General features: G+C 66.4%; 17 protein-coding genes. 7 read left to right on the forward strand and 10 right to left on the reverse strand.

All coding sequences use genetic code 11. The features are described 5' to 3' along the window. Positions 1 to 7: 7 nt before the first annotated feature. The 3 genes from EP7_RS23485 to glgB all read left to right on the forward strand — a co-directional run bounded on the left by EP7_RS23485 (position 8) and on the right by glgB (position 5,393). Positions 8 to 1,666: a DUF1549 and DUF1553 domain-containing protein gene (locus EP7_RS23485; protein WP_463524605.1), complete on the forward strand. Its 1,659-nt coding sequence runs from the start codon at positions 8 to 10 to the stop codon at positions 1,664 to 1,666. Positions 1,667 to 1,696: 30 nt separating this feature from the next. Then, positions 1,697 to 2,989: a DUF1501 domain-containing protein gene (locus tag EP7_RS23490; protein ID WP_463524606.1), complete on the forward strand. Its 1,293-nt coding sequence runs from the start codon at positions 1,697 to 1,699 to the stop codon at positions 2,987 to 2,989. 169 nt (positions 2,990 to 3,158) lie between these two features. Further along, the gene (glgB, locus tag EP7_RS23495) at positions 3,159 to 5,393 is read left to right on the forward strand and encodes a 1,4-alpha-glucan branching protein GlgB (RefSeq protein WP_463524608.1); all 2,235 of its coding nucleotides are present in this window, start codon (positions 3,159 to 3,161) and stop codon (positions 5,391 to 5,393) included. Between the two features lie 306 nt (positions 5,394 to 5,699). On the opposite strand, the gene ilvA is transcribed toward glgB, so the two are convergent. Further along, positions 5,700 to 7,220, reverse strand: a complete 1,521-nt coding sequence (ilvA, locus tag EP7_RS23500; RefSeq protein ID WP_463524609.1) for a threonine ammonia-lyase, biosynthetic — start codon at positions 7,218 to 7,220, stop codon at positions 5,700 to 5,702. A 384-nt stretch (positions 7,221 to 7,604) separates the two neighbouring features. Here ilvA and EP7_RS23505 point away from each other — a divergent pair, with 384 nt between their 5' ends. Together EP7_RS23505 and EP7_RS23510 are read left to right on the forward strand one after the other, a co-directional pair. After that, positions 7,605 to 8,627, forward strand: a complete 1,023-nt coding sequence (locus tag EP7_RS23505) for a DUF952 domain-containing protein (protein ID WP_463524611.1) — start codon at positions 7,605 to 7,607, stop codon at positions 8,625 to 8,627. 326 nt (positions 8,628 to 8,953) lie between these two features. Further along, the gene (locus EP7_RS23510; RefSeq protein ID WP_463524613.1) at positions 8,954 to 9,574 is read left to right on the forward strand and encodes a DUF417 family protein; all 621 of its coding nucleotides are present in this window, start codon (positions 8,954 to 8,956) and stop codon (positions 9,572 to 9,574) included. Between the two features lie 130 nt (positions 9,575 to 9,704). Here the strand turns inward: EP7_RS23510 and EP7_RS23515 are convergent, their stop codons facing one another. From EP7_RS23515 to EP7_RS23555, 9 genes are all read right to left on the reverse strand, one after another. Beyond that, positions 9,705 to 11,123 carry a DUF1501 domain-containing protein gene (locus EP7_RS23515; RefSeq protein ID WP_463524614.1) on the reverse strand — a complete coding sequence of 473 codons (1,419 nt, stop codon included), beginning with the start codon at positions 11,121 to 11,123 and terminating at the stop codon, positions 9,705 to 9,707. A 103-nt stretch (positions 11,124 to 11,226) separates the two neighbouring features. Further along, on the reverse strand, positions 11,227 to 13,896 hold the full coding sequence (locus EP7_RS23520) for a PSD1 and planctomycete cytochrome C domain-containing protein (RefSeq protein WP_463524615.1): 2,670 nt from the start codon (positions 13,894 to 13,896) through the stop codon (positions 11,227 to 11,229). Between the two features lie 111 nt (positions 13,897 to 14,007). Beyond that, the gene (locus EP7_RS23525) at positions 14,008 to 14,475 is read right to left on the reverse strand and encodes a hypothetical protein (RefSeq protein ID WP_463524617.1); all 468 of its coding nucleotides are present in this window, start codon (positions 14,473 to 14,475) and stop codon (positions 14,008 to 14,010) included. A 106-nt stretch (positions 14,476 to 14,581) separates the two neighbouring features. Beyond that, positions 14,582 to 15,754, reverse strand: a complete 1,173-nt coding sequence (locus tag EP7_RS23530; RefSeq protein ID WP_463524618.1) for a DUF1559 family PulG-like putative transporter — start codon at positions 15,752 to 15,754, stop codon at positions 14,582 to 14,584. A 119-nt stretch (positions 15,755 to 15,873) separates the two neighbouring features. Then, positions 15,874 to 16,161, reverse strand: coding sequence for a YezD family protein (locus EP7_RS23535; RefSeq protein ID WP_463524619.1), 288 nt, complete (start codon positions 16,159 to 16,161; stop codon positions 15,874 to 15,876). 275 nt (positions 16,162 to 16,436) lie between these two features. Beyond that, positions 16,437 to 18,830: a helicase-associated domain-containing protein gene (locus EP7_RS23540; RefSeq protein WP_463524620.1), complete on the reverse strand. Its 2,394-nt coding sequence runs from the start codon at positions 18,828 to 18,830 to the stop codon at positions 16,437 to 16,439. A gap of 64 nt (positions 18,831 to 18,894) precedes the next feature. Then, a complete protein-coding gene (locus tag EP7_RS23545; protein WP_463524621.1) occupies positions 18,895 to 19,119 on the reverse strand; it encodes a hypothetical protein in 225 nt (74 codons plus the stop codon). Positions 19,120 to 19,169: 50 nt separating this feature from the next. Then, on the reverse strand, positions 19,170 to 20,960 hold the full coding sequence (locus EP7_RS23550) for a DNA repair helicase XPB (protein ID WP_463524623.1): 1,791 nt from the start codon (positions 20,958 to 20,960) through the stop codon (positions 19,170 to 19,172). Between the two features lie 120 nt (positions 20,961 to 21,080). Then, positions 21,081 to 21,944 (reverse strand): serine/threonine protein kinase, encoded by an 864-nt coding sequence (locus tag EP7_RS23555; protein WP_463524625.1) that lies wholly within the window; start codon positions 21,942 to 21,944, stop codon positions 21,081 to 21,083. 309 nt (positions 21,945 to 22,253) lie between these two features. Here EP7_RS23555 and EP7_RS23560 point away from each other — a divergent pair, with 309 nt between their 5' ends. Next, positions 22,254 to 22,742 carry a flavin reductase family protein gene (locus EP7_RS23560; RefSeq protein ID WP_463524626.1) on the forward strand — a complete coding sequence of 163 codons (489 nt, stop codon included), beginning with the start codon at positions 22,254 to 22,256 and terminating at the stop codon, positions 22,740 to 22,742. A 145-nt stretch (positions 22,743 to 22,887) separates the two neighbouring features. Next, positions 22,888 to 24,351, forward strand: coding sequence for a RecQ family ATP-dependent DNA helicase (locus tag EP7_RS23565; protein ID WP_463524628.1), 1,464 nt, complete (start codon positions 22,888 to 22,890; stop codon positions 24,349 to 24,351). Positions 24,352 to 24,396: the final 45 nt, after the last annotated feature.

Raw genomic sequence — 24,396 nt, forward strand, 5'->3', positions numbered from 1 at the left:
CCCGTCAATGCGACCGAGTCGTCACCCTCGTTGGTTGCTGGGGCTGGCCGGATTCGCGCTCGCCTGGGGCGTGGTCTGTCCCGAAGCCGATGCGCAGTCGGGCCGCGGCCGTGCCCGGGCCAAGCCGCCCGCGTCTGCGAAGGCAAAAGAGGCGGGGCCCGAGGACGAGATCGACCGGATGATCCGGGAGGCCTGGGATGAGTCCAAGATCAAGCCGTCCAGGGTGGCGCCCGACTCCGAGTTCATGCGCCGGGCCTATCTCGACCTGTTGGGCCGGATCCCCAATATCCGCGAGGCCACGGCGTTCCTGGAATCGAAGGAACCGGCCAAGCGGGCCAAATTAGTCGATTATCTGCTTGAGCACCCCGACTACGCCCAGAACTTCGCCAACCAGTGGTCGGTGCTGCTGATCGGTCGCAACCGACAGGAGCGGACGGTGGACCGGGTCGCCTTGAAGACCTGGCTGCGAAGGCAGTTCGCCGAGAACAAGCCCTGGAACGAGGTGGCCCGCGAGTTGATCGTGGCCAAGGGGTCGAACAAGCAGAACGGGGCGGTCAACTTCACGCTGGCGCATCTCGAATTCGAGAAGGTGCCGCTGACGTCGATCACCACCCGGGTCTTCCTCGGCCAGCAGATCCAGTGCACCCAGTGCCACGACCACCCGTCGAACGACTGGAAGCAGGCCGATTTCTGGGGGATCAACGCCTTCTTCAAGGGCCTGAAGCCACCGAAACCGATCCCCAGGACCGACGAGAATGGCGCCACAGTCGAGGACGAGTACGAGTTGATCGAGGAGCGGACCGACGCTTACTCGACCTTCGAGCGCCGGAACGCCGAGATCCGGATCGTCTTCCCGACGTTCCTCGACGGAAAGAAGATCAGCCAGGACGCGGACGTCGACCGTCGCGAGTCGCTGGGCAACTTCATCACCGACAAGTCGAACCGCGACTTCTCCAAGGCGTTCGTCAACCGGATCTGGGGCCACCTGATGGGCCGCGGATTCGTGCATCCCCTGGACGACTTCGGGCCGCACAATCCGCCCAGCCACCCCGAGCTGCTGGACAAGCTGGGCGACGAGTTCATCGCGGGGGGCTACGACATCAAGGCCCTGATCCGGCGGATCGCATCGACCCAGACGTACAACCTGACCAGCGCCACGATCCCCAACAATGAGAAGGACGAGACCCTCTTCTCGCACATGACGCTGAAGCCGATGAACCCCGAGCAACTGTTCGACTCGCTTTTGATGGCCACCTCGGCGCAGAAAGCGGGGGGGACCGGCGACAACGACAGGCTGCGAGCCGACTGGTATCGCCAGTTCGAGTTCGCCTTCTCGACCGACGAGGGGGACGAAGGGTCGAGCTTCCAGGGGACGATTCCGCAAGCCCTGATGATGATGAACGGCGACCTGATGGCGAAGGCCGTCGGCGGTAAGTCGGGGAGCTTCCTGGGCGACCTGAAGGAACGTGCGGCCTTGCAGAACGAGGCGTCCGCGGACGCATATATCGTCAACCAGCTCTATCTGGCCGCGCTGGGCCGGACGCCGACGCCCAAGGAGATGTCGATGGGCCGCGGATTCCTGGGGAACTTCCCCGACACGATCGCGGTCATGGAAGACATGTTCTGGGCCTTGCTCAACTCGAACGAGTTCATCCTGAATCGCTGACAGGACGCGACGCCGAAAGGGGCATGGGGCATGGGCGGATCGGACCGACTGATCGTACCGAGCGGCATGAGCCGGCGGCACTTCATGGGCCACCTGGCGACCTCCGCGATGGCCTTGCCGGCCATCCAGTTCGCCGGCGCGCTCCAGACCAACGCGCAGCAGGCGGCGCGCAACCAGAAACACTGCATCGTCTTATGGATGAGCGGCGGCCCCAGCCACCTGGACCTCTGGGACCTGAAGCCCGACAGCCCGAAAGGCAATGGCGGGCCGTTCAAGCCGATCGCGACCTCGGCGCAAGGGGTGCAAATCAGCGAGCACCTGCCCACGGTCGCCAAGCAGATGAAGCACCTGAGCATCATCCGGTCGCTGGACTCGAAGGAAGGCAACCACGACCGAGGCACGTACATGATGCATACCGGCTGGGCGCCCAACCCGACGGTGGTGCACGCGGGCTTCGGCTCCGTCTGCTCGTATGAGCTCGGCTCGAAGCTCGACAAGTTCGACCTGCCGCACTGCATCTCGATCAACTCGCCGGGCCAGAGCGCGGGCTTCCTGGGGATGGGCCACTCGCCATTCATGGTCCAGAACCCGACCGCACCCGTGGCCAATCTGAGACCCCCGGCCGGGGTCGACGCCGACCGGATGGGCCGACGGTTCGAGATGCTCAAGCTGGTGGAGAACAACTTCGCCAGCCAGCGCAGGGGTCAGGCGGCGATCGACCACAGGTCGGTCTACGACAAGACCTTCCGGATGATGAGCTCCCGCCACACCAAGTCGCTGAGCCTGGACAGCGAGACCGACGCGGTGAAGGAGCGGTACGGCAAGAATTCGTTCGGCGCCGGCTGCCTGATGGCCCGCAAGCTGGTCGAGACGGGCGTCACCTACGTCGAGGTCTCCCTGGGCGGCTGGGACACCCACCAGAATGCCTTCGAGACCCTTTCCGAGCGTCTGATGCCCGAGCTGGACAAGGGGATGGGCGCGCTGGTCGAGGACCTTGCGGCGTCGGGGATGCTGGAGAACACGATGGTCGTCTGGATGGGCGAGTTCGGCCGGACGCCCAGGATCAACCAGGACGGCGGCCGGGACCACTGGTCGCGCTCGTGGTCGATGGTGATGGGCGGCGGCGGCCTCAAGGGAGGCCAGGTCATCGGCTCCACCGACGCCGACGGCGTGGACGTGACCGACCGCCCCGTGGGCGTCATGGACGTCATCGCCACGATGACCAAGACCATGGGCATCAACCTGGCCACCGAGTACACCACCCCGCGCGGCCGGCCGATGAAGGTGGTCGACGGCGGGGCGCCGATCAAGGAACTAATCTGAATCCGATCGACTCGGTCGTTGCCCGCAGCCCCGCGCCGGACCACCACGGCGGGGGGACGCGGGCAATTTACGCGCTCGGCCACGGCTTCGGGCATAATAGTTTCTAGAGAGAACCTGACTCTCCCGAAATTGGCAGGCCCGGTGGTCCGATCAAGCGAGTGCCTACACGATGTCATTGATGACCCCTCCCGGACCTGCAACCTCCCCCGAAGAGATCGACCTCATCGTGCACGCGGCGCACTGGGATCCGTTCTCAGTGCTGGGACAGCACGAGGTCGGCGGCAAGTCGGGCAAGACGGTCGTCACTCGTGCGTTCCTGCCCGAGGCCTCCAAGGCCTGGCTGGTCGACCTGCGCGATGGCGAGCCGGGCATTCGCCGGCCGATGCAACGGCTCCACCCCGACGGCTTTTTCGTTGACGTGGCGGTCGATGACTCGGCCCGATTCCCCTACCGCCTGGCGGTCGAGAATCACGACGGCCACACCTGGGAGTTTGTCGACCCCTACCAGTTCGGCCCCGTGATGGGCGACCTGGACGTGCACTTGCTCGGCGAGGGTACGCACTATCGCAACTTTGAGCGATTGGGTGCGCACCTGATTTCCCACGAAGGGTTCCGCGGGGTCCACTTCGCCGTCTGGGCGCCCAACGCCGAGCGGGTCAGCATCATCGGCGACTTCAATCACTGGGACGGCCGCCGCCACACCATGAGGAGCCGGGGCGCTGCGGGGCTCTGGGAGCTCTTCATCCCCGACTTGGTCGAGGGCGAGGTCTACAAGTTCGAGATCAAGAGCCGGGTCAACGGCTACCTCGTCCAGAAGGCCGACCCTTACGGATTCTACGCCGAGATGCGGCCCAAGACGGCGTCGAGGGTCTGGGACCTCAACCATTACACCTGGCGTGATGAAACCTGGATGGAGGAGCGCCTCGTCCGCCAGGGTCTCGACGCGCCGATCTCCATCTACGAGATCCACCTCGGGTCCTGGAAGCGCGTCGCCGAGGAAGGGGATCGCTTCCTCACCTATCTCGAGATGGCCGACCACCTGATCGAGTATCTGGGGCATACCGGGTTCACTCACGTCGAGCTGATGCCGATCACCGAGTACCCGTTCGACGGGAGCTGGGGCTATCAGCCGGTCGGTTACTTCGCCCCCACGGCGCGCTACGGAACGCCCGACGAGTTTCGCGAGTTCGTCGATCGCCTGCACCAGGCGGGCTACGGCGTGATCCTCGACTGGGTTCCCGCGCACTTCCCGCGCGATATCCACGGGCTCGGCTTCTTCGACGGCACGCACCTGTACGAGCACGAAGACCCCAGGCTCGGCGAGCATCGCGACTGGGGGACGAAGATCTTCAATTACGGCCGGGCCGAGGTGCGCAATTACCTCTTCGGCAACGCCCTCTTCTGGATGGAGAAGTACCACATCGACGGCATCCGCGTGGACGCGGTCGCCTCGATGCTCTACCTCGACTATTCGCGCGAGCCCGGCGATTGGGTGCCGAACAAATTCGGCGGCCGAGAGAACCTGGAGGCGATCGACTTCCTGCGCAAGCTCAACGAGGTCTGCCACCTGGAGCACCCGGGGGTCCTGACCATCGCCGAGGAGTCGACGAGCTGGCCGGGCGTGTCGCGCCCCGTGTATCTCGACGGGCTGGGCTTCAGCCTGAAATGGAACATGGGCTGGATGAACGACACCCTCTCCTACTTCGAGCACGACCCGATCCACCGCAAGTTCCATCACTCGATGCTGACGTTCAGCATGATCTACGCGTTCAATGAGAACTTCATGCTGCCGATGTCGCACGACGAGGTCGTGCACGGCAAGTCGTCGCTCGTCTCCAAGATGCCGGGCGACGACTGGCAGAAGTTCGCCAACCTCCGCCTGTTGTATGGGTATATGTTCGCCCACCCCGGCAAGAAGCTCCTCTTCATGGGCGACGAGTTCGCCCAGCGCGAGGAGTGGTCACATCAAAAAAGCCTGGACTGGCACCTGCTCCAGTGGGACGACCACCAGGGGATCTTGCGCCTGATCTGCGACCTGAACGCGATCTACAAGCGCGAGCCGTCGCTGCACGAGGTGGACTTCAACTGGAACGGGTTCGAGTGGCTGGAGCTGCACGACTCGGAGAACAGCGTGATGGCCTTCCTCCGGAGGGCCAAGGACACGCAGGACTTCGTTGTCGTCGTCTGCAACTTCACGCCGGTCGTGCGGGTCGGTTATCGCGTGGGCGTGCCCAGGGCGGGGACTTACAGGGAGTTACTCAACACCGACTCGGGGTTCTACAGCGGGTCGAACGTGGGCAACCAGGGCGGGGTCGACGCCGTGGAAGGTGAGGTTGCCGGTCGGCCCTATCACCTCCCCCTGACGCTGCCGCCGCTGGGCGTGCTCATCCTGAAGCCGGAATGACGCCTGTCTGACACATCCACCGGATCGAGAATCGGCCGAGGCGATCACCTCGGCCGGTTCTCGTCATTGAGGGTTGCGAGCCCCAGCTGTGGGCGGTGCCAACTCCACGGGAAGTGCTCACCTTGACAGTCGTCTGGCGCGATCTTGGCTCAATCGCATAATCGCTCGTTCTGTGAAATCGCAGGTTTGACAGAGCCGCTGAATGTTGGCGGCTCGATCACGGTCACATGTAGACCTTGCTGACATGCCCCCGATTGCCATGTTCGTGGGGTCGGTCTAACTTCGGCGGTCTGCACGAACGCTCGCTCATCGAAGGAAGATGCGATAGACGGGGTTCTCCGTTTCCTCGACGTAGGGATAGGCCAGGGTCTCTAGAAACGCTCGGAAGTCGGCGTTCTCGTCGGATGAGACCTGGATTCCGACCAGGATGCGTCCGTAATCCGCGCCTTGGTTGCGATAGTGGAACAGGCTGATGTTCCAATCCGGGTGCATGCTCGACAAGAACCGCATCAGGGCGCCCGGCCGTTCCGGGAACTGGAAGCGGTAGAGCCGCTCGTCATGGGCGAGACGGCTTCGTCCGCCGACCATGTATCGGATATGCTCCTTCGAGAGTTCGTCGCCGACGAGGTCTATCGCGGCGAAACGGTGCTCGGCGAACGCGCGGAGGATTTCGGTGGCTTCCGATCGGTTACTCGTCGCGAGGCCGACGAACACGTGTGCCTCCCGCTCGTCCGAGATCCGGTAGCTGAACTCCGTCAGATTGCGACCGCCGATGATCTCGCAAAGCCGCCGGAAGCTCCCCCGCTCCTCGGGAATTGTGACCGCGAACAGGGCCTCGCGCTCCTCGCCGACCTCGGCACGCTCGGCGACGAAGCGGAGCCGATCGAAGTTCATGTTGGCACCGCAGGTGATCGCCACCAGCGATTCGTCTCTCAGCCCGTTCGCCGCGACGTACTGCTTCATTGCCGCGACACCCATCGCCCCTGCCGGTTCGAGGATGCTCCTCGTGTCCTCGAAGACGTCCTTGATCGCGGCGCAAACCGCATCGGTGTCGACGACGATGAACTCATCGACCAGGGCGCGAGTCAGGCGGAACGTCTCCTCGCCCACCTGCTTCACGGCCGTCCCGTCGGAGAACAGGCCGACATCCTGGAGCGTGATGCGTTCTCCGGCCTTCACGGAGCGGATCATCGCGTCCGAATCGGTCATCTGCACCCCGATGACCTTGATCTCCGGCCTCACGGCCTTGATGTAAGCGGCGACGCCCGAGATGAGGCCTCCGCCGCCGATGGCAACGAATACGGCGTGGATCGGTCGCTGGTGCTGGCGTAGGACCTCCATGCCGACGGTCCCCTGGCCGGCGATGACGTCCGGGTCGTCGAACGGATGCACGAATGTATATCCGTGCCGCTCCTGTAGCTGCCGGGCGTGGAGATAGGCGTCCGAGTAGCTGTCGCCGTGCAGCACCACCTCGCCCCCGAGCGAGCGCACGGCGTCGGACTTCAACCGGGGCGTCGTCTGGGGCATGACAATGACGGCACGGCATCCGAGCCGTTTTGCGCTGAGGGCGACGCCCTGGGCGTGATTGCCCGCCGATGCGCAGATGACCCCACAGTCCAGTTCCGCGGGCGAGAGGCGGGCCATCTTGTTGTAGGCCCCGCGGAGCTTGAAGCTGAAGACCGGCTGGGTATCCTCGCGCTTCAGCCACGCCCGATTCCCGAGCCGGTCCGAGAGCTTTCTCGCAAGCTCAAGGGGTGTTTCCACCGCGACATCGTAAACGCGAGCGGTCAGGATCCTCTGGAGATAGTCCAGCAGCCAGGTTTCCATCGATGCGATTCGCCCCGGTGACTTCTTCAGGCCGGGCAGTGCCGGCGTTCCGCAAACGACCCATGATCTTAACGGATCATTGGGCCGGTTCACCTGACAGGCCCTGGCAAGACCCAGGCAGCCTCCCATTTTTCCGGGCTTCACCGGAGGTCTTGTCGGAGTTTGTGAATGACGCGGTTCCGTATGATCGGCTGCCACCTATCCCCTATGCGTATCCAAACCATCGGATCCGGGGGTGGACCAGGGCAGTAACGACGACTTCCAGGTTGATCCGCGGGCGAAAATTTGCAGATAGCCGCCGATTTGACGCCGTGAGCAGGGCCGGTGACAATCGGTGAAAACCTGCCCAGACCGATGGCCCGCCCCTGGAAGGTGCTCCCAACCATGACGAAGCGCCTGCGTCTCCTCTCGCTCCTCGCCATCGCCCTCATCACGCCGGCGCCCGGACACGGAGCGGCCGCCGATGGAGAGGGCTGGGTGTCGCTCTTCGACGGCAAGACGCTCGACTCCTGGACGGTCAATGGCGGCAAGGCGGATTATCAGGTCGAGGACGGTTCGATCGTCGGCACGACCGTGGAGGGGAGCCCGAACACATTTCTCTGCAAGGGCGACTTCAAGGATTTCGTGCTGGAGTTGGAGGTCAAGTGCGACCCCCGGCTGAACTCCGGCATCCAGGTTCGCAGCCACGTCTACGGCAAGGATGCCCCCGATCCCGAGGAGCGGCGGAAGGCGGGGGTGGTCTTCGGCCCGCAATGCGAGGTCGCCCGCAAAGAAACCGGCACGGCGGCTCGGTTCTACGACGAGGGTCGTCGGGGGAAGTGGTTGGCTGAGATCAAGCCCGAGGCGAAGGACGCCTTCGCCGACGACGGCTGGAACCGATACCGCATCGTCGTCCAGGGCAACCGCTACCGTTCCTGGATCAACGGGGAGCCCGCCTCCGACTTCACCGATGATCTGGATCAGTCCGGCTTCGTCGGCCTCCAGGTCCACGGCATCCCGAAGGGCGAGGGGCCGTACCAGGTCCGCTGGCGGAACATTCGCATCCGGGAGTTGAAGCCGGGGGAGCAGGTGCAGACGCCCGGCGAGGTCCTGCGCATCACGACTCGACCGGAGTGGGATAAAGCCCGGGCCGAGGGCGGGTACAGGGGCGATACGCTGGCGACCGAGGGATTCATTCACCTCGCGACACCGAAGCAATTGTCTTGGGTCGTCGAGACGTTCTACAAGGGGCGGACCGGGCTCATCGTCCTACGAGTCGACCCGGCGAAGCTGACCTCGCCGCTGAAGTGGGAGAGCCCCCCCGACTCCGAGGAAAAGTACCCGCACCTCCACGGCCCGCTCAACCTGAACGCGGTGGTCGAGGTTGCGCCGCTCAAGGACCTCCTGTCCGAGGGCAACCGAGATTGAGACGGTGTTGGTCCGCTCGAATCGGGAACCGATGCCGATGAGTTGTCGGCCACGGGTGCCCATTCGATCCGGGGATTTCGCGATCTGAAAAGACAGACCGAGCCGTCCATCCAGACGGTCAGTTTCGCTTCCTTCCGCAGGCAGATCACGTCGGGGACGGGGATGTTGGTCGGGCTCTTCGGCTCGGAGGGGTCAATCTCTGGTCGTATGACGCGAAGGATGGATCTCGGCGAGCTGATGGCCGAACGAGTGCAGATCGCCTCGATTCTGGCCATGCCGTACAATCGTTGAATCCTTCGATTTGCGAACCCATGGAGAGTCGGTTGATGAGCATCGTCGAGAGGCTGTTGGAGACGGCTGCGCGGGCGGACCGGGCGGGCATCACGGTCACACGGATCGGGCTCGTGGTGGTACTGGTCTGGATCGGCGGCCTCAAGATCTTCAACTACGAGGGCGAGGGGATCGTGCCGTTCGTGGCCAATAGCCCGTTCATGAGCTTCTTCTATCGGCAGCCCGCCGGGGAATACAAGTCGCACATGAACCGCGAGGGCGCCCTGGTGCCCGCCAACCAGGCCTGGCATCAGCAAAACGGGACCTACCTCTTCGCCTATGGGCTCGGGTCCGTGATCGTCGCTTATGGGATCATGATCGCGGTGCACCCGTGGCTCCCGGGGGTGTCGGCCCTGGGGAGCTTCCTTGTGGCGGTCATGTCGGTCGTGACCCTGTCGTTCCTTATCACGACGCCTGAGTGCTGGGTTCCCGACCTCGGCACCTCCGAGCACGGCTTCCCGCTGCTCACGGGCGCGGGCCGGCTCGTGGTCAAGGACGCGATCATGATGGGGGCGGCGCTGGTCACCATGGCCGATTCGGCCAAGGCCGCCTTGCGCAAGCGGGCCGCCTCGCGTCCGGCGAGTCCTTCCCAGGATCTGGGCTACGTCGGCGTCTGATCGCGAGAGACTTGAAGGCCGATGCGTTCGAAGGCCGGATGAACGAAGGCCGCCCGACATCCCACGGAGGGACGTCGGGCGGCCTTGTGCTCGGGTGCTTCCCCTCGCGATGGAGACGAGGCTCGGCGGATCAGGCGAAGATCTCACTGACGACCTGGCCGGCGACGTCGGTGAGGCGGAAGTCTCGACCAGCGTAGCGGTAGGTCAGGCGTTCGTGATCGAGGCCCATCAGCGCGAGCAGAGTCGCGTGCAGGTCGTTCATGTGCATGCGGCCCTCGACGGCGGCCTGGCCATATTCGTCGGTGGCCCCGTAGGAGAAGCCCTTCTTGACGCCGGCGCCGGCGAGGATCATCGGGTAGCCGGTGATGTTGTGGTCGCGGCCGTCGGGCCCCTGCGCGGTGGGGAGGCGGCCGAACTCGCTGCCGAAGATGACGAGCGTGTCGTCGAGCATCCCGCGCTGGTCGAGGTCGGCCAGCAGCGCGGCGGTCGGCTGGTCGGTGGCGGCGCAGTTGCGGATGAGCCCTTGGTGCAGGTTGGTGTGCTGGTCCCAGCCCGGGTGGCAGATCTCGACGAACCGGACGCCGGCCTCGCTGAGCCTGCGGGCCATGAGGCACTGGCGGGCGAAGCTACCGGCGGGGCCATCCTTCACGCCGTAGGCCTCGCGGACGTGCTCGGGTTCCTTGGAGATGTCGAGCAGCTCGGGCACCTTGCCCTGCATCTTGAAGGCGAGCTCATACGACTCGATGATGCCGTCGAGCTGGTCGGGGGCGCCGGGGGTGGCGCCCAGCTCGCGGTTCATCGCCTGGACGAGGTCGATCTGCTTGCGCTGGATCCGGTTAGCCGAGGTGGCCCTGAGATTGGGCACATAGCCCGAATCGCTGATGCGCGTGCCCTGGAAATGGGCGGGCAGGAACGCGGAGCCGTAATTCGTCGCGCCGCCGAAGTTGGGCGACGGGTTGATGGTGATGTAGCCGGGCAGGTCCTGGTTCTCGGAACCCAGCCCGTACATCAGCCAGGAGCCCATCGACGGCCGCGTCAGCGAGGCGAGCGCGGCGCCGGTGTGAAGCTGGATGACGGCCTCGGGGTGGGCCGGGGTGTCGGTGTGCAGGCCGCGGACGAAGCAGAACTTGTCGACCTGGGTGGCCAGGTTGGGATACAGCTCGGACATCCAGGTGCCGGTCTGGCCGTGCTGCTTGAACTTGAACTTGGAGCCGGTGAGCGTGCCGCCGCCGGGCCCGACCTTGCCGTCGTCCTTCTGGAGCTGCGCCTTGTACTCGAACGTGTCCATCTGGCTGACGGCGCCCTGCATGAACAGGAAGATCACCCGCTTGGCCTTCGCCGGGAAGTGGGGGATGCGAGGGGCGAGCGGCCCGAGGTGCGGCGAGGTCGAGACGGTCGAGGCGACCTCGGCGGCTCTCGCCATCTTCGGGGCCGACTGGCCGAGGATGTCAGCCAGGGCCAAATAGCCGAATCCGGCGCTGACGCTGCGGAGTGCCTGCCTGCGGGTGATCGGGCCGCCGATCGGGCCTGGATTGGACGGCTGGGACATGACGTTTGCCTCGCTGCTGGCGTGTGGATGTGTGGGAAAGATGCGATGGGCGGCATGACCAGACCTGTCGGGCATGCCGCCCTGAATCATCGGGGCAATTCGATTACTTGATGTAGCGGAACTCGGCCGAGCCGAAGAGGGCCTGGCAGAAGCTTGCCAGAGCGGCGGCCTTGGGGGACTTGGCCTTGATGATCTCCTCGACGACGGGTGCCTCCTCGGGCACGAGCTGGTCGGGGTCGATGATCGGAGTCGGCTTGGCCTTGGCCCCGGCGGCATCCTCCGCCTTGGCGACGACGACAGGCTTGGCCGGCTTCACCTCGGGGGTGGGCTGGGGCTGAGGTTCGGGCTCGGCCGCGGCGGCCTGTTCGAACTCGGCGAGGTACCCCTTGGCCCGGTCGGACTCGGCGGCGGACGGGGCCCGGCCGAGCGTCTTCAGGTAGACGTCGCGGATCCTGGCGTCGTCGTCGAGGTCGGCCCTGGCCAGCAGGGTCTCGGCGAAGGCGACCGAGTTTTTACGCACGAATGGGTCGTTGAGCAGGTAGAGCGCCTGGGGAGCGACGGTGGTGGTCGACCGGCTGCCGGTGACCATCCCCTGCTCGGCGAAGTCGAAGACGTCCAGCGAGGTCGGCGTCAGGCCACGGAGCAAAGGAAGGTAGACGCTGCGGTGCAGGCTGCCGCGAGCCTGGTCCTGGAGCTTGCGGGCCTCGGGGCCGTTGTTACGCAGCTCGGAGACCTTGAAGGTCGCGCCAAACGAGCCGTCGGGCCGGCTGGCCGCGAGTGCACCGGAGGCGGCCAGGGTCGCGTCGCGAATCTCCTCGGCGTCGAGCCGCCGGGGGGCGTGCCGCCAGACGAGCCGGTTGGCGGGGTCAATCGCCTCGTTGGTCGAACTGGCCTCGGCGCTGAGCCGATAGGTGCGAGTCAGGACGACGGTGCGGACGAGTGACTTGACCGACCATTTCCCCTGGATGAAGCGATCGGCCAGGTGGTCGAGCAGCTCGGGGTGGGTGGGGACGTCGCCCTTCACGCCGAAGTTATCGACGCTGGAGACGATCCCTCGGCCGATCAGGTGCTGCCAGACGCGGTTGGCCATGACCCTGGACGTGAGCGGGTTGGCGGGCGAGGCGAGCCAGTTGGCCAGCTCCAGCCGGCCGCTCTGGGCGGGGTTCACGGGGGCCTGGTCGGGCAGCTCGAGCAGGGTGAGGAAGCCTCGGGGGACGGCCGGGCCGAGCTTCTCGGCCTCGCCGCGAATACGCAGCTCGGTGTCGCCGACGGCCTTGGCGTCGCGGACGCCCTGGATGACCTTGGCACCGGTGGCGACTGGGTCGCTCAGGGCGACGATGGCGGCCTGGGCCCGGTTCATCTTCTGGCGGGCGACCTGCCGCTTGGGCCGGCCATCGGGGCCGGGCTCGGCACCCTTGGGATCATCGCGGAGGATCTCGAAGGCCTTCTTGGCCTCAGCGTGCGCCTTCTTGGCCTCGACGACCTTCTTTTCGAGTGCGACGGTATCAACCTTGACCCCGCCCTTCTGGTCGACGATGAGCATGGCGGTGTCGTAGTAGTCGAGCCCACCGCCGCCCATCTTGTTACGCAGCCCGGCGCAGAGGTCGGTGCTCTTGAAGATGCCGGCCAGTGCGTAGTAGTCCTTTTGCGGGACGGGGTCGAACTTGTGGTCGTGGCAGCGGGCGCAGCTGGCGGTGACGCCCAGCACGGCGCGGGTGACGGTGTCGATCTGCTCGTCGATGTTGTCCATCACGTAGCGGACCTTGAAGCGCTGGTTGACGTCCTTCACCCCCAGGGCGAGGAAGCCGGTTGCCACCAGGTTCTCAGATCGCTCCGCGTCGTTGTTCGCCGGGAGGAGGTCGCCGGCAACCTGCTCGCGGAGGAAGCGGTCGTAGGGCTTGTCCTTGTTCAGGGCGTCGATCACGTAGTCTCGATAGCGCCAGGCGTGCGGGAACGGCAGGTTCCGCGAGGCGCCCGATGACTCGGCATAGCGTGCGACGTCAAGCCAGTGCCGGCCCCAGCGCTCGCCGAAGGCGGGCGAGGCGAGCAGCCGATCGACGGCCTTCTCATAGGCGTTGGGCGACGCATCGGCGACGAACGCGGCGAGCTCGTCGGGGGTCGGCGGCAGGCCACCGAGGTCGAAGCTGAGCCGACGGAGGAGAGTCGCCTTGTCGGCGTCGCCCACCGGTGCCAGACCGTCCTTCTCGAGCCTGGCGAGGATGAACCTGTCGATGGTATCGACGGGCCACGAGCCGTCGACCACGGCAGGTGCCTGCGCCGGAGGTTTCAAGGGCTGCCAGGCCCAGTGGTTCTTCTTCAGTTCGTTATACTTTTCATTGGGCTTGGATATGGTCGCCGAGACGGCGGCGACGGGAACTTCGGGCCAGGCAGCTCCGTCCTTGATCCACTGGGTCAGGTCGGCAAGCTCCTGTTCGGTCAGCTTGCTCTTGGGCGGCATCTTGGGGGCGCCGTCCTCGTGCAGGACGGCCTGGAGCAGCAGGCTTTCCTCGGGGTTGCCGGGGAGGACGGCCGGGCCGCTGTTGCCGCCGTCGACCAGGCCGTTGCGGTCGTCGACACGCAGGCCCCCCTTGGAATTGGTGTCGGCCGAGTGGCAGGTGTAGCAGTTGGAGACGAGGATCGGCCGGATCTTCTTCTCGAAGAACTCGACGGAGGCCGGATCGGGGGCCTTGGCGGGTTCGGCGGCGGTCGCCGCGCAGGCGCCCAGGGCGAGCCATGCGGGGGCGAGAAGTTTCCATCGCGGGCGGAGTGTCATGGGCTTTCGTCCTTGGGACTGCACGGGCCGGTGTCCGGCAAACGCCGCTCGGGGCGGAGGGGAGGCTCGACGCCCTGCGAGGCGGCGATGCCGGGGAAAGTTCGGGTGAGATCAGCGGGCTGACTTCATGGCGACTTTGGAACGGGTCAGGTCGAACTCGAAGTGGTTGGCGTCCCCGGGCTTGACCTCGGCGGCCAGGCGAGACTTGACGTTGTATTGCGGCGGGATGATCTCGCGGGTGACGACCATGGGGTTCTCCGGGTCGTTGCGGTCGGGGATCGTCTTGCCGGTCGCCTCTTTCGACCAGATGTCGACCCGGTGTGGGCCGTGCGAGGGGCCCTCGGCGCGGGGGAGCGTGTACTCGCCGTCGATCACGAGGCCGCTGACGACCAGGTCGGAGCCGCCGGCGGAGGGCGTGAACGTGATCAGGCCCTTCTTCAGCGGCTGACCGTCGAGGGTCACCTTGCCGGAGATCGCCTCACGAGGGGGGCCTTCCAGCTCTCCTCCGCAGCCGACGAGGGCCAGGAGCGCGACTGCTGCGTATCGAGTCGGAAGTGCGTTCTTCAAGATGCGGACCATCGTCGGCTCCCTTGAGCACAGGTCGGTACGACACCCGCGACGGCCCTGCCCCCGGCGTTGCGCTCGGGGCGGGACGGACGTCGCGGACGCGGGGAAATGGTCCAGCTCACCAGGCGTCGGCGGAGACGATCTCGCCGCCGGCGCGAGAGCCGAGTGCCCAGATCGTGGGGAGGCTGACCGAGTCCTTGAGGAACCGGACCGAGCCGTCGGCCAGCACGATATTGGCCCCGCCTGGGTGGAGGCTGGAAAGGCCAAAGACGCCCGGGCTCTGAAGCGTGCCCGTGCCATTGACCGAGCAGTTGGGATACTTGGGATTCGGACCCAGAAGGGTATTGCCCATCGAGTAGCCGACGAGGCCCAGCGACCAGTTCTGGCCGAGTGTATTGGACTTGCCGTAGGTGCCCGTCTTGTCCTTCGCCGCGGCACCGCACTGCGAGATCCACTGGAGGAACGAGTCCGCGAGCTTGGGCATGACCAACGTGCCGTCGTTGCGCTTCGTGCCGGCCGGGAAGGTGCCAATGAAGACGATGTCGGTCGGGATGGTGACGATGCTGGAGCTGCCGCTGCCGGTGCGCCACTCGCCGAACGCGATGGTATTGCTGGTGCCGTCGGTCACCTCGGCGATGCCGTGGGTCCGGCCTTTGTTCCCGACATACTCGAAGATGCCATTGGGCGGGCCGCCGCTCTGCTCGCCGGCGAATTCCATCGACGAGCCGAGCGAGGCGAAGTAATTTCCGCCCGGGGCACGCAAGCTGTTCAACAACGAGCCGGAGCCCTGGTGATTCCACGACGGCGGGGGCGACGAAGGGCAGAGCATCAGGGCCAGCCGGGTCGTGGTGGTCGTCGAATTGACCCAGTTGCCGTAGGCGTTGTCGTTGAACGCGGCCAGCGAGAAGTTGGCCGCGTTGTACAAGGCCGTCTGCTCGGAGAAGCCCAGCAGGCGGACGTGGGCCGAGAAGTCGCGGTTGTTGCCCGTTGTCAGGTCGGCCCTGCGGCCGAACAGGGCACCGGGGGGGAACGTGTCGAATGCACTGTGATAGTTGTGCATCGCCAGCCCGATCTGCTTCAGGTTGTTCGTGCACTGGGCACGCCTGGCCGCCTCGCGGGCGCTCTGCACGGCGGGGAGCAAGAGGGCAATGAGCACGGCGATGATCGAGATGACCACCAAAAGCTCGATGAGCGTGAAGCCGCGTCGGCAGTGGGTGTGAGTCGCAGCCGAGGGTTTGCTGGCGAGGGCGGAGGACAGCATGGGCCGTCCGAGGCGGGCAGGCGTTTGCATGGGAAATCTCGACTGACACGCCGCGGCCTCCGGAGGTTCCGGTCGGCTGGCGTCGGTGGAGATCGGGCGCCTCTCGTGTTCGAGTCGGCGGGGCGGGCCTTGGGCCCGCATCTCACGTCTCAGCGAAGACGTTCTTTTTCGATCCGCTCGATCTGGACGACGAGACCGTCCTGAATGATCACGCGGACCTCGCCGAAGCGGATCCCCTTGACGGCGGCGCGGATCCGATCGATTTCGACGTCGCGGGACGGGCCACGCGACGCAACTCTGGCCTCGTCGCGTCCGGAGATGGCGAGTTGTTCCGACATGTTTACCTCGACCATTGACGACGGATGAGGAACGGACCGGCGCATCGCCACGTCATCGAACAGGAAATCAAGGGGCAACCGTGGCGATGTCGGATGCATTCTTAACAACCTCGTGCCACGCGTCAAGAGTTTTATCGCCAATCCCGATCAGGATTATCAAGTATTTTCCAAAATTGCCATAACACCCTTCGCAACAATCCATTAAACCAACGCAGTATTCTTGATTGGTTTAGTAGGCGGGAATAGTCGAGGACGGAACAAGATGGGGAATCGAGCCCTTTTTGCGAAGGACAGGCGCGAATCTGCAGCCCGGCGCCGAGGGATGGGGCGGGACGTGCGGGACGTTGGACTCAGCGGGAGAGAGGCCGAACGCCTCAGGACGAGCTACGCGTCCGGCCCGAGGCGCGAGGCTGCCGCGATCCCGACGGGTCGTCGCCCTGAGCTGACAGGCTATCTTCGGGCGACGCTTCGAGTGTAAGTCCGATGGCGGAGAGCGCGGCGTAGAGGGACTCGATCAGCGGCTCGGCGACCTCGACGGCGGTGGGTCCGAGGCGTTCGCCCAGCAGCGGAGCGGTGCTCGGATGCTGGGCCAGGCCGTCGAGCAGCTCGGACGAGCGTGTCCGCAAGATCAGCGGACGAGAGGTGCTCAGGGCGCCCGGCTCGGGGTTGGCCGCGTGAAGCAAGAGCCGGATTGAGGCGGGGACCTCGCCGCCGGTGCGATCGGAGAACCAGCGTGCCAGGGCCTGAGGCGTGGCCCCCTGCTCCACGGCGCGGGCGAGCGATTTTCTGGAGACGACGAACCGACGCCGCAAACCGGTGCCGCTGCCGGGGCTAGGTGGGTCTGCGGGAATCTCGTCGGCGAACCGGGCGAGTTCGGCGTCGATGAGCAGATCGGATCGGGCCAGGTCGAGCGTGAGCGTCACGCCGTCGCCAGCGACCTCAACGCACGACTCGGGGGGCCTGCGATAGTCGCGGGAGCCGGCCATCCGGAATCGCTGGAAGGGGATGGTGGTCTCGTCCTCGACGAGAAGCATCCGCTCGGCCACCCGGGCGGGGGCCTTGCGGCCCTCGGCCTCCCAGAGCCCGAGCGCCGCGTCCAGGTCGTCGACGGTGGCGAACTCGATGAGCGTGGTGGCCGCGTGGTAAGTGACCTTGTCGCGGCGTACCGACCAGGTGCGGACGGAGTCGGCCACTCCGGGGGGCAGGGCGCGCTGGCTGTGCTCGGCCATCTCGCGGACCATCGAGTCGGGGGCGAGCCCCCCTTCCAGGCCTCGATAGACGCTCTCGGGCGTGAGCTTCAGCTCCAGGGCCGCGCCGACGCGGGTCCAGAGCAGGAACCGGCTGAGCCGGCCGATCAGGCCCGGGGTCAGCCCCTGGCGATAGGCGATGATCTCGAAGTTGGGCTGCACGTACAGGAAATGCTCGAACACCGCCCGGCCTTCCGGCGGCGGCCCCAGCGCCAGGACGTAGCGGCCCAGGGCGGAAAGCTGCACGACCCGCCGGCCCGTTTCCTCTTCCTCCGCGGCGCGGAGCAGGCCGAACTGGTAGGCGGCGCCCAGCAGGACGGCCTCCAGAGTACCCACCTCGACGGTCTCGCGCTCGACGGGCGCCGCGACGACGGCGGGCCCGGCGGCCGCCTTGTTGGCCTTGGAGTACTTGCCGGTGACCCGCGCAGGGGGGAGCGTCAGCAGCGGCGCGGGGGGCTCGACTAGCAGGGCGCGGTCCCAGGTGGGGTAGATGCGCCCGAGCTGCGTGCTCAGATCGTCCAGGGCGACCCAGTCCCCTTCGGGCACGGTGGCCAACCAGAGCAGGAGAGAGATCCGGAGGTAAGGGCTCGCAGGCTCGAGCGGAGCCTCGTCGGACTTGCGGCCGGCCAGCTCGCTCCAGTCTCGGAGGGCGAGCCAGCGGGTGGCGACCATCTGGCTGAGGTGGAACGCGTTGTCGTCCCAGAACTCGGGCTTCGCGGCCGAGATCCGCTCGCCTGCGGCATCGCGCTCGGCCAGGCCCGTGGCCAGGGCCAGCGTCAGCCAGAGCGGGGCCATGTCGGGCAGAGGTTCCAGGGCGTCGGCGATGGGGCCGGCCAGGGTCGGGTCGTCCTCGACCCGCTCACGGTCGCGCTTGTAAAGCATACCCTGCTGTGTCTGCCGCAGCGGGGCCTCTTCCATGCGCTGCCAGAGCGCCGCGAGCCGGAGGATCGGTTCCAGGGCGTCGGTTTCTCGAACCTGGCGGACCCGGTTAATTCCGGCGGGCAGGGCGGGCTCGGGCAAGATGGTGCGGGCCAGTGCCAGCGCCCCGGGATGGGCCCGAAGGCTAAGCGTGGCGGTCGACGTGCCCTCGATCAGGCCGCCGAGGTCGTCGATCGGCGGAGCGTCCTGGCCCACCATCGCGGCGAGCAGGCCGCGCTCGACCAGCGTCCGGATCGTCTCGCGAGGTTTAACCCCGAGGGCGGCCAGCGCGTGCGAGAGCCCCGCGAAGGGCCAGCGTGGCTCCTCGCCGAGCGCGATCAGAGACAGAGCCAGTCTGGGCCCGTGGTCGAGCCCGTCGACCAGAGGACGCAGGATCTCGGGGGTGTCGAGCGACTCGATCAGGAGGTCGAGCTGCGCCACGATGGCGTTGCCCGGCAGGGGCTCCACGCCGATCTTCTGGAGCACGCCGATGAGAAGCCGTGCGGGGTAGCGGCGCAGGGCCGACCGGAAGGCGATCATCGGCGGCTCGGCCGGAGTCGGGGCGGCCCCAAGGGCCGGTTCGTCGCGCTGGGGTCCGCTCATGTGCCTTGCCGCCGTCGGTCGTGTCGGTCGCTCGTCGTCGATCCCGCCGCGTGTCGCCCGCCGATCAGCGGACGATCCTGGGGGTGTGGCCCAGCCGCCTCAGCTCGTCCAGGATGGAATCTTCGTCCTCGGGCCGGACGAGCAGGACGGTCTCGGAGAGCCGGCCGACGATCATCCGGGCGAGGGACTTGCGCGCGAGGATTTCCTCGGCGACCATCGGCTCCGAGGTGCGAATCAGGCTGACCTGCTTGTGCAGCTTCACGGCGATGCGGAGCAAGGGGGGGGCCATCGGCCGGCTCTCCGAGGTCGTGTGTCATGGTCGAGACGTCGGCCTCGGCATCATTCCGGGAGGGAGACGCGTCGGTCCTCGGTCTCTCCTTCGCTTTTGACTTCGCCATGACCGCTGCCATTCGCCCCGAGGTCGCCGTGGCCGTTGGCCCCGTCGGCGACGTCGGATTCGTCGTGGATCTCGTAGCTGTAACCCTGCTCGGTGAGGAAGAGCTGGCGGTGATGGGCGAAATCCATCTCGCGAGTGTCTCGCGTGACGAGAGTGTAGAACGAGGCGGTCTCGGCATCGCCCTTAGGGCGGAGGATTCGGCCGAGGCGCTGGGCCTCTTCCTGTCGACTGCCGAAGGTGCCGGAGACCTGCACCATGACGTTGGCATCGGGCAGGTCGATGGCGAAGTTGCCGACCTTGGACAGGACCAGGCGGCGGATCTCGCCGCGGCGGAACTGGCCATAGAGCAGCTCGCGCTCGGCGTTGCCGGTCTGACCGGTGATGAGCGGGATTTCGAACCGGTCGGAGATGCGCCTGAGCTGCTTGATGTACTGACCGATGACCAGGACGCGATCGTCGGGCCCGTCGTGGCGCTTCAGCAGGTGCTCGACGATGTCGTCCTTGACCGGGTTCTCGCTGGCGATCCGGAACTTGTCGCGCCACTCGGCGACGGCGTATTCCAGGCGCCCGGTCCCGTCGGGCAGGCCGAGTCGGATCTCGTGGCAGTGGGCCTCGGCGATCCAGCCCTTCTGCTCGAGCACGCGCCAGGGAACGTCGTACTTCTTGGGACCGATGAGGCTGAAGACGTCCTCTTCGCGGTTGTCTTCGCGCACCAGGGTCGCGGTCAGTCCGAGTCGGCGGCGGGCCTGGATGTCGGCGGTGATCCGGAAGACGGGGGCGGGCAGGAGGTGCACCTCGTCATAGATGATCAAGCCCCAGTCGCGCTGGCTGAACAGCGAGAAGTGGGGGAACTCGCCGTCCTTCTTGGGCCGGAAGGTCACGATCTGGTAGGTGGCCAGGGTCACCGGGGCGATGGCCTTGCTCTCGCCGGTGTAGGTGGCCACCGAGGCGTCGTCGAGGTCGGTCTTGTCCAGGATCTCGCGCCGCCACTGCTCGACGGAAGTGGTGCTGGTCGTCAGGACGAGCGTGTTCTTGCAGAGCGCCACCAGGGCGGCGATGCCGACGATGGTCTTGCCGGCGCCGCAGGGGAGGACGACCACGCCGGACCCGCCGCGCACGTCGCCGCCGGCGTGGAAGGCGGCCACGGCGTTACGCTGGTAGTCGCGGACCTGGAAGGCGTGGCCTGAGCGGCTGATGTCGCGCAGGGCGACCGCCAGGCTGGCCCCCTCGGTGTAGCCGGCGAGGTCCTCGGCCGGGTAGCCGACGGAGATGAGCGCCTGCTTGATAATGCCGCGGTGGGCGTCGTCGATGGCGAACCGAGTCTCGTCAATCCGCTCGCCCAGGTAGTCGCGCACGTTCTTGCGGCGGGCCAGCTCTTCGAGCAGGGTCAGGTCGGTGGAGACGAGCTGGAGCTGGCCGTCGACGCGTTCCAGGCGGATCCGGCCGTATCGGCCGACCAGCTCGCGGAGGTCGACGGCGAGGTTTGGGGGGAGTGGGAACTTGCTGTAGGTGGAGAGGGCCTCGATCATGGCCTCGTCGGTCATGCCCGCGGCCGCCGCGTTCCAGAGCGAGAGCGGGGTGAGCCGATAGGTGTGAATGTGCTCGGGGCTCTTCTCTAGCTCGGCGAACGGGGCGAGGGCGTCGCGGGCCTCGGCGTAGAGGGGATTGTCGACCTCCAGAAGGACCGTCCGGTCGCCCTGCACGATGAGCGGATTCGCGGGATTGTACTGCATGGGCTCCTTGCTTGGCGGGCGGGTGCGAACTGGCTCCATCCGGCCGGGTCGGCGGGGACCATGGTAGACCGACGCGCGGGGGCGCCGCAAGCCGGCTTGAATGGCCGAGGCCGGGCGGGCTCACTCGTCGTCGTCGGCGCTACCCCTGGGCTCCTCGCCTTCGAGGCCGAGATATTTGGCCACCGCGGCGAGCTGATGCTGCACTTCAAACATCCCCGCCGGCCGCCTCCCGCGGTTGAGCTGGAGGCAGGCGAGGATCGTCTCGTTGAGCGTGCCGGCGATGTTCGGGTTGATCTGGATCGGCGGGGCCGGCTTGTACTTGCTCCCCTCGGTGGGGGGCCCGCCCAGGTTGGCGTAGCGGCCGGTGAACATCCGGTACATGGTGGCGCCGAAATTATAGATGTCGGTCTTGGCGTCGACGATCTTCTCCGTCGGCTGCTCGGGGGCCATGTACTGCGGCGTCCCCTGGATGCGTCCCTTTACCTCGCCCTTGATCCAGGCGGTGCCGAAGTCGATCAGCTTCACCCCTCCGGCCTTGCTCAGCATGATGTTCGACGGCTTCATGTCGCCGTGGTAGACCCCCCTGCGGTGCATGTGCACCAGGGCCGAGGCCACCTTGTTGAAGATCAGCACGAGCTGGCCCATCTCGGGCATCTCGACCTCATCCAGCGGCTTGCCGTCGATGTACTCCATCAGCAGCTCGACCTTGGACAGGCGGAACCAGCGCTTCTTCCGGCGGCAGTCGAAAATCTTGATGATATTGGGATGGTGGAGCCGCTGGGCGACCTCATATTCGGTGATCGCCTGGGCGATGTAGACGTCGTCGTCGGCATCCTGGCGGTTGACCACCTTGAGGGCGAACTTGGCCCCGCCCCGGGTCTTGTCGGCGATGAGCAGGACCGTGCTGCCGGCGCCCGTTCCGAGGGGCTCGACGACCCGATACTCCATGTGAGACAGCTTCGGGATCGCGGACAACTTGGACATATCGCTCGTTCGCCTCGTCAGTCGTCGCGCGCAGGGTGGGCCGGCGGGCGTCGGTCGCTCATGGTGTTGATATTGGGTGACGATCGCCGGGAAGAAGGTCCAGGGTGGGCAGCCTGACGGGGTTGGACAGGCGGGCGAGGAGGATCTCGGCGGAGCGAAAGGGATTGCCGCGGAGTCAAGATTATCCAAACCGCAGCGGGCGGGCAATCCCCGGCGTGTCGTCCGCGGGCAAGCCCCCGCGTACAATAGGCAATCGGCCGCGCCGGGCGTGGCCATCGAGCGTTCAACGTCGCTTATGAGGAGGCCAAATTGCCCCAAGACTCGACCGACGACATCCTCCGCGCCCTGGGACGACTGCCCAGCGGGCTCTACATCGCCACGGTCGCGCGCGGCGAGCAACGAGCCGGGATGCTCGCAAGCTGGGTGCAGCAGGCCGGCTTCGAGCCGCCGACGCTGACGGTGGCAGTCGCCCGCCAGCGATTCTTTGCGGACTGGGTCGCCGAGGCCGGGGGCTTCACGCTCAATCAGGTGGCCTCCGGGCGAAAGTCGTTGCTGAAGCACTTCTCGCGCGGATTCAATCCCACCGACGACGCCTTCGAAGGACTCGAACTGATCGAGACGCCCGGGGCCGCCGGCCCGGTGCTGGCCGACGCGATGGCGTATCTCGACTGCCGGGTGACGGGCTCGATGGACTCGGGCGACCACCGGGTCTTCCTGGCCGAGCTCGTCGGTGGACGCCTCATCGACACTGGCGCAGATCCCTTCGTCCACGTCAGGAAGAGCGGGGCCAACTATTGAAGGGGCCGTGACGGGGCCGCCACGGCGAGTCGAGCCGCCGGAGGCCCGGTTGTTGCAAGGTGAGGCGAGCGCCCCCGCACCGCGGCGACCGACGTGGTCAGTCGAAGGCGCGGGAGGTCCTCTCGACGCGGCGGATACCGGCACGATGACGAACGAAAACCTGGTCCATAAACTCAGAGATCACTTCGGCTTCAACCGATTTCGACCCGGCCAGGAACGCGTCGTAAGGGCGGCCATCGACGGGCGTGACACGGTCGTCATCATGCCCACGGGCTCTGGCAAGAGCCTCTGCTTCCAGCTCCCAGCGCTGGCCCTGGAGGGGACGACCGTCGTCGTCAGCCCCCTCATCGCCCTGATGAAAGACCAGGCCGACAACCTCGCGGCCCGCGGCATCTCGGTCGTGGCCATCAACAGCACGCTCGGCATCGACCAGGAACGCGAAGCCCTCGCGGCAGTCGCCTCCGGCAAGGTCGAATTCGTCTACACCACCCCGGAGCGGCTGGCGACCCGCGAGTTCCGCGACCTGCTCGGGGGGATCAAGATCGACCTATTCGTGGTCGACGAGGCCCACTGCGCCAGCCAGTGGGGGCACGACTTCCGGCCCGAGTTCCTGGCCCTCGGCGAGGCCATTGACGAACTGGGACGGCCTCCCGTGCTGGCGCTCACCGCCACGGCGACCGAGGACGTGGTCGAGGACATCAAGCGCCTGCTACGCATCCCCGACGCCGAGGTGGTGCACACCGGCTTCTATCGGCCCAACCTCGTGCTGGAGGCCCGGCATGTCGCCGGCGAGGCGGCCAAGGAGCAGGAACTGATCGACCTCCTGGAACAGGCCGACGGCACGGGCATCGTCTACACGTCGACCATCAAGGCGGTCAACGAGCTGACCGAGGCGATCGAGGCCAGGGGCATCTCGGTGGCCGCCTATCATGGTCGTCTGAAGCCGTCGGTAAGGACCGAGAATCAGGATCGGTTCATGCGAGGCGAGGTCAAGGCGATGGTCGCGACCAACGCGTTCGGCCTGGGCATCGACAAGCCCGATATCCGCTTCGTGCTGCACCACCACCTGCCCTCGAACCTGGAGGCCTACTACCAGGAGGCCGGACGGGCAGGCCGCGACGGCGAGCGGGCGAGGTGCGTGCTGCTGTTCGATCCGGCCAAGGATTCCAAGCTTCACGCCTTCTTTCAGGGGGGGAAGTACCCCTCTGGCGACGACCTGGTCAACGCCTTCCACGCCCTGTCCAGGGCGGCCGAGAAGCCCGAGCCGCCGACCTTCGAGCATTGGACCGCCATCAGCCCGGTGGGCAAGGGCCGGCTGAAGGTGATCCTCAACCTGTTCAAGGCCAAGGGGATCGTGACGCAGTCGGGGGACGTGCTGAGTCTGGTGCAACCCGACATCTCGCATGCCACCCTGAGGCGAGTCGCCGACTCGTTCCGGGAACGCGACGAGTTGGATCGCCTGAAGCAGCAGCGGATGCGCGACTACGCCTCGCTGAAGTCGTGCCGGTGGGACTATCTGGTCAACTACTTCGGCAAGGACGACGTGGAGTCCGACTCGTGCGGCCATTGCGACCGCTGCGAGGAGTTGGCGCCGTCCCTGACGGGCTGACCAATGAAAGAGCCCTGCTGGCGGCGCGTGACCTTCGGGTCTCGC

Source organism: Isosphaeraceae bacterium EP7 (genome assembly GCA_038400315.1).
GTDB lineage: Bacteria > Planctomycetota > Planctomycetia > Isosphaerales > Isosphaeraceae > EP7.

Excerpts from the sequence above, each read along its gene's own strand:
- EP7_RS23540 (WP_463524620.1), bottom strand. The coding sequence starts at position 18,830 with ATGAGCGGACCCCAGCGCGACGAACCGGCCCTTGGGGCCGCCCCGACT.
- glgB (WP_463524608.1), top strand. The coding sequence starts at position 3,159 with ATGTCATTGATGACCCCTCCCGGACCTGCAACCTCCCCCGAAGAGATC.
- EP7_RS23550 (WP_463524623.1), bottom strand. The coding sequence starts at position 20,960 with ATGCAGTACAATCCCGCGAATCCGCTCATCGTGCAGGGCGACCGGACG.
- EP7_RS23565 (WP_463524628.1), top strand. The coding sequence starts at position 22,888 with ATGACGAACGAAAACCTGGTCCATAAACTCAGAGATCACTTCGGCTTC.
- EP7_RS23505 (WP_463524611.1), top strand. The coding sequence starts at position 7,605 with ATGACGAAGCGCCTGCGTCTCCTCTCGCTCCTCGCCATCGCCCTCATC.
- EP7_RS23490 (WP_463524606.1), top strand. The coding sequence starts at position 1,697 with ATGGGCGGATCGGACCGACTGATCGTACCGAGCGGCATGAGCCGGCGG.
- ilvA (WP_463524609.1), bottom strand. The coding sequence starts at position 7,220 with ATGGAAACCTGGCTGCTGGACTATCTCCAGAGGATCCTGACCGCTCGC.
- EP7_RS23525 (WP_463524617.1), bottom strand. The coding sequence starts at position 14,475 with ATGGTCCGCATCTTGAAGAACGCACTTCCGACTCGATACGCAGCAGTC.
- EP7_RS23515 (WP_463524614.1), bottom strand. The coding sequence starts at position 11,123 with ATGTCCCAGCCGTCCAATCCAGGCCCGATCGGCGGCCCGATCACCCGC.
- EP7_RS23510 (WP_463524613.1), top strand. The coding sequence starts at position 8,954 with ATGAGCATCGTCGAGAGGCTGTTGGAGACGGCTGCGCGGGCGGACCGG.
- EP7_RS23535 (WP_463524619.1), bottom strand. The coding sequence starts at position 16,161 with ATGCATCCGACATCGCCACGGTTGCCCCTTGATTTCCTGTTCGATGAC.
- EP7_RS23520 (WP_463524615.1), bottom strand. The coding sequence starts at position 13,896 with ATGACACTCCGCCCGCGATGGAAACTTCTCGCCCCCGCATGGCTCGCC.
- EP7_RS23555 (WP_463524625.1), bottom strand. The coding sequence starts at position 21,944 with ATGTCCAAGTTGTCCGCGATCCCGAAGCTGTCTCACATGGAGTATCGG.
- EP7_RS23530 (WP_463524618.1), bottom strand. The coding sequence starts at position 15,754 with ATGCAAACGCCTGCCCGCCTCGGACGGCCCATGCTGTCCTCCGCCCTC.
- EP7_RS23545 (WP_463524621.1), bottom strand. The coding sequence starts at position 19,119 with ATGGCCCCCCCCTTGCTCCGCATCGCCGTGAAGCTGCACAAGCAGGTC.
- EP7_RS23485 (WP_463524605.1), top strand. The coding sequence starts at position 8 with ATGCGACCGAGTCGTCACCCTCGTTGGTTGCTGGGGCTGGCCGGATTC.